Consider the following 4,598-nt stretch of genomic DNA (forward strand, 5'->3'; position numbering starts at 1 on the left):
CCCGCCGGTGGGCGTCGCCGGCCAGGCCGATGCGTTCAAGCACTTCGTCCACGCGGCTGGCCGGCAGGCCCAGCAGGCGACGGGTCACTTCGAGGTTGGCGCGGCCGTCCAGGTGCGGGTACAGCGACGGGTGTTCGACGAGGGCGCCGACCCGGGCCAGGGCCGAACGTTTGCCGGGCAGCAGTCGTTCGCCCAGCAGATGCACTTCGCCGGCGTCCGGACGCAGCAGGCCCAGCAGCAGGCGGATGGTGGTGGTCTTGCCGGCGCCGTTGGGGCCCAGGAAGCCGTAGATCGCGCCGGCGGGAACGGACAGGTCGAGGTCGTGCACGCCCTGGCCACCGCGGAAGCGGCGGGAGAGGGCGTGGGTGCTGAGGGCAAATTCCATGGGCGCAGGGACGGGGACGAGAGCCGCAGTGTGACCAGCACCCTCGCCGCCGGCCCGTGCCATGGGTTGCCCAACCAGGGTCACGCCGCCGCGGTTTACTCCGGCGCGCGCACCACCTTGCCGTCCTTCATCACGAAGTCCACCTTCTTCACCACCGCGATGTCCTGCAGCGGGTCGCCGGGCATGGCCACGATGTCGGCGATGCTGCCGGGCGCCAGGGTGCCCAGGTCGTTGCGGCCCAGCACGCTCGCCGCGTGCACGGTGGCCGCGCGCAGGGCTTCGGCGGGCGGCATGCCGGCTTCGACCATGTAGATGAACTCGTCGGCGTTCTCGCCGTGCAGGCTGACGCCGCTGTCGGTGCCGAAGGCGATCTTCACGCCGGCCTTCCAGGCCTTGGCAAGCGTGCCCTGGATCTGCGGTCCGATGCGGGCGGCCTTGGGTCGCACGACGTCCGGGTAATAGCCGTCGATCCTGGCCTTTTCCGCCACGAAGCGGCCGGCGGTGACGGTCGGCACGTACCAGGTGCCGTGTTTTTTCATCAGCGCGAACAGCTCGTCGTCCATGTAGGTGCCGTGTTCGATGGTGTCGACGCCGCCGACGATGGCCCGGCGCATGCCTTCCTTGCCGTGTGCGTGCGCGGCGACGGTGTAGCCGTAGTCGCGCGCGGCATCCACCACCGCCTTGACCTCGTCCACGGTGAACTGCGGCGCGTCGCCGCTGCGGGCGTAGCTGAGCACGCCGCCGGTGGCGGTGATCTTGATGACGTCCGAGCCGTCCTTGTAGCGCTGGCGCACCGCCTGGCGGGCCTCGTCGGGGCTGTTGACCACGCCTTCGGCAGGACCCGGTTCACCCAGGGCGTCGGCCAGCAGGTGGCTGAAACCATTGGTGGGGTCGGCGTGGCCGCCCGTGGTAGCGATGGACTTGCCGGCCGCGAAGATGCGCGGGCCCTGCACCCAGCCCTGGTCGACGCCGTCGCGCAGGGCCAGGGTGGTTTCGCCGCCCAGGTCGCGCACGGTGGTGAAGCCGGCATGCAGGGTGCGCCGGGCGTATTCGACCGAACGCAGCACGGTGAACTCGGGGTTGAGCCGGAAGCCCTCTGAATAGCGCTCCGGGCTCGATTCGCCGCTAAGGTGCACGTGCAGGTCGATCCAGCCGGGGCTGCAGGTGTGGCCGCGCAGGTCCACGACCGACGCGCCCTCCGGCGCCTCGAATCCCGGCCGGACCGCGCTGACCTTGCCGCCCTCGACGAGCACCGTGCGCTGGTCCAGGTTCTTTCCCGACCCGGGGTCGAACAGCTGGCCGCAGTGCAGGGCAAGGCTTTCCGCCTGGGCAGCGGCGGGCAGGGCAAGGGCGAGGGCCACGGCAAGGGCCCGCAACGGCATCGGCTGCATCGGTTGGTCTCCAAGGAGGTCGGACCGATGAAAACACATCCGGGGCCGGGCCAGAAGGCCCGCGGATTTGGTACGCTGGCGGCCTGTTTTTTCGCGTCCATCCCCATGTCCGAAACCATTGATCCCAGCGCCTACGACCCGAAGGCGGTGGAAACCGCCGCGCAGTCCCATTGGCAGGCCACGGGGGCCTTCCAGGTCACCGAAGACAAGTCGCGCCCGAAGTTCTTCTGCCTGTCCATGCTGCCGTACCCCTCCGGTGCGCTGCACATGGGCCATGTGCGCAACTACACCATCGGCGACGTCATCAGCCGGCACCGGCGCATGAAGGGTTTCAACGTCCTGCAGCCGATGGGCTGGGACGCTTTCGGCCTGCCGGCCGAAAACGCCGCGATCAAGAACAAGACCGCGCCGGCGAAGTGGACCTACCGGAACATCGAGCACATGCGCGGCCAGCTCCAGCGCCTGGGCTTCGCCTACGACTGGACCCGCGAATTCGCCACCTGCACGCCCGACTACTACCGCTGGGAACAGCTGATGTTCACCCGGCTCATGAAAAAGGGCCTGGTGTACCGCAAGAACTCGGTCGTGAACTGGGACCCCGTGGACCAGACCGTACTGGCCAACGAACAGGTCGTCGACGGCCGCGGCTGGCGTTCGGGCGCGCTGGTGGAAAAGCGCGAGATCCCGCAGTGGTTCCTCAAGATCACCGACTACGCGCAGGAACTGCTTGACGGCCTGGACAAGCTGCCGGGCTGGCCCGACGCGGTCAAGACCATGCAGCGCAACTGGATCGGCCGCAGCGAAGGCATGGAAATCGTCTTCGCGATGGAGGCGATGGCCGAGCCGCTGCGCGTGTTCACCACCCGCCCCGACACCCTGATGGGCGCGACCTACCTCGCCGTGGCCGCCGAGCACCCGGTGGCCCTGTGGGCCGCCTCGGGCAACGCCGCCGTGAAGGCCTTCGTCGAAGAATGTCGCAGGGGCGGCGTCACCGAAGCCGAGCTGGAAACCCAGGAAAAGAAGGGCGTGTTCACCGGCCTGTACGCCACGCATCCGCTGACGGGCGAGCCGGTGCCGGTGTGGGTCGCCAACTTCGTGCTGATGGGCTACGGCACCGGCGCAGTGATGGCCGTGCCCGGCCACGACCAGCGCGACTTCGAGTTCGCGCACAAGTACGAGCTGCCGATCCGGCAGGTCATCGCGGTGGAGGGCGAAAGCTACGACGCCGCCAACTGGCACGACTGGTACGCCGACAAGACCGACCCGCGCCTGCGCGTGGTCAACTCCGGCGACCTCGATGGCCTGGGTTACCAGGCTGCGTTCGATCGCGTCGCGGAAAAGCTCGACCAGCGCGACCTGGGCAGCCGGCGCATCAACTTCCGCCTGCGCGACTGGGGCGTCAGCCGCCAGCGTTACTGGGGCTGCCCGATCCCGGTCATCCACTGCGAAAAATGCGGCTCGCTGCCGGTGCCGGAACACCAGCTGCCGGTGAAGCTTCCCGAGGACGTCGAGTTCACCGGCGTCGCCTCGCCGATCAAGGCCGACCCCGAGTGGCGCAAGACCAGCTGCCCGGGCTGCGGCGGCCCGGCCGAGCGCGAAACCGACACCTTCGACACCTTCATGGAGTCGAGCTGGTACTACGCGCGCTACACCTCGCCCGGCGCCCAGGACCTGGTGGACGAACGCGCCAACTACTGGCTGCCGGTCGACCAGTACATCGGCGGTATTGAACACGCCATTCTGCACCTGCTTTACGCACGCTTCTTCCACAAGCTGATGCGCGACGAAGGGTTGGTCAGCTCCAATGAGCCATTCAAGAATCTGCTGACCCAGGGCATGGTTATCGCTGACACCTACTACCGCACCCTGGAGAACGGTGGCAAAGACTGGTTCAACCCGGCCGACGTCGTCGTCGAGCGCGATGCCAAAGCCAAAGTGATCGGCGCCAAGCTCGCCAGTGACGGGTTGCCGGTCGAAATCGGCGGCACCGAGAAGATGTCCAAGTCCAAGAACAACGGCGTCGACCCGCAGACCATGGTCGACAAGTACGGCGCCGACACGGTTCGCCTGTTCTCCATGTTCGCGGCGCCGCCGGAACAAAGCCTGGAATGGAACGAAGCCGGCGTCGAAGGCATGGCGCGTTTCCTGCGCCGGCTCTGGACCCAGGTGCACAGGCACGTGGCCGCGGGCCCGGCGCCGGTGCTCGACGTCGCGTCCATGGATTCGGCCCAGCGCACGCTGCGCCGCCAGCTGCACGAAACCATCCAGAAGGTCGGCGACGACTACGGCCGCCGGCACACCTTCAACACCGCCATCGCGGCGGTGATGGAGCTGCTCAACGCCATCGCGAAGTTCGACGACGCCTCGGACCAGGGCAGGGCGCTGCGCCAGGAGTGTTTTCAGGCCGTGGTGCTGCTGCTCAATCCGATTACGCCGCATACCTCGCATGCGCTCTGGCAGCTGCTGGGCCACCCGGAGGCGACGCTGGAAGACCAGCCATTCCCGGAAGCCGACCCGGCCGCCCTGGTGCGCGACAGCGTCACCCTGGCCGTGCAGGTGAACGGCAAGCTGCGCGGCACGCTGGAGGTTTCGGCCAATGCCGGCAAGGAAACGGTCGAGGCGCTGGCCCTGGCCGAGCCGAACGTGCAAAAGTTCATCGAAGGCCTGTCCGTGCGCAAAGTCATCGTCGTGCCCGGCAAGATCGTCAACATCGTCGTGGGGTAACCGGATGTCCCGTCTGCTGATCGTGTTGTGCCTTTCCCTGCTGGCCGCCGGCTGCGGCTTCAAGCCCCGTGCGTCGCTCGCCGTGGCGTCCAGCCTGG

The 4,598-nt window shown here is 68.0% G+C and carries 3 protein-coding genes; 1 reads left to right on the top strand and 2 read right to left on the bottom strand.

Translation table 11 applies throughout. From position 1 onward, the window contains the following. Window positions 1-385: ATP-binding cassette domain-containing protein (locus tag AACZ35_RS12640; RefSeq protein WP_339829858.1), on the bottom strand; the 385-nt coding region annotated here is incomplete at its 3' end. A 95-nt stretch (window positions 386-480) separates the two neighbouring features. Continuing rightward, window positions 481-1,746 (bottom strand): amidohydrolase family protein, encoded by a 1,266-nt coding sequence (locus AACZ35_RS12645; RefSeq protein WP_339829860.1) that lies wholly within the window; start codon window positions 1,744-1,746, stop codon window positions 481-483. A gap of 135 nt (window positions 1,747-1,881) precedes the next feature. Here AACZ35_RS12645 and leuS point away from each other — a divergent pair, with 135 nt between their 5' ends. Continuing rightward, window positions 1,882-4,500: a leucine--tRNA ligase gene (gene leuS / locus AACZ35_RS12650; protein WP_339829861.1), complete on the top strand. Its 2,619-nt coding sequence runs from the start codon at window positions 1,882-1,884 to the stop codon at window positions 4,498-4,500. Window positions 4,501-4,598 lie beyond the last annotated feature (98 nt).

It is taken from the genome of uncultured Arenimonas sp. (assembly GCF_963976025.1).
In the GTDB taxonomy this organism is placed as follows: Bacteria; Pseudomonadota; Gammaproteobacteria; order Xanthomonadales; family Xanthomonadaceae; genus Arenimonas.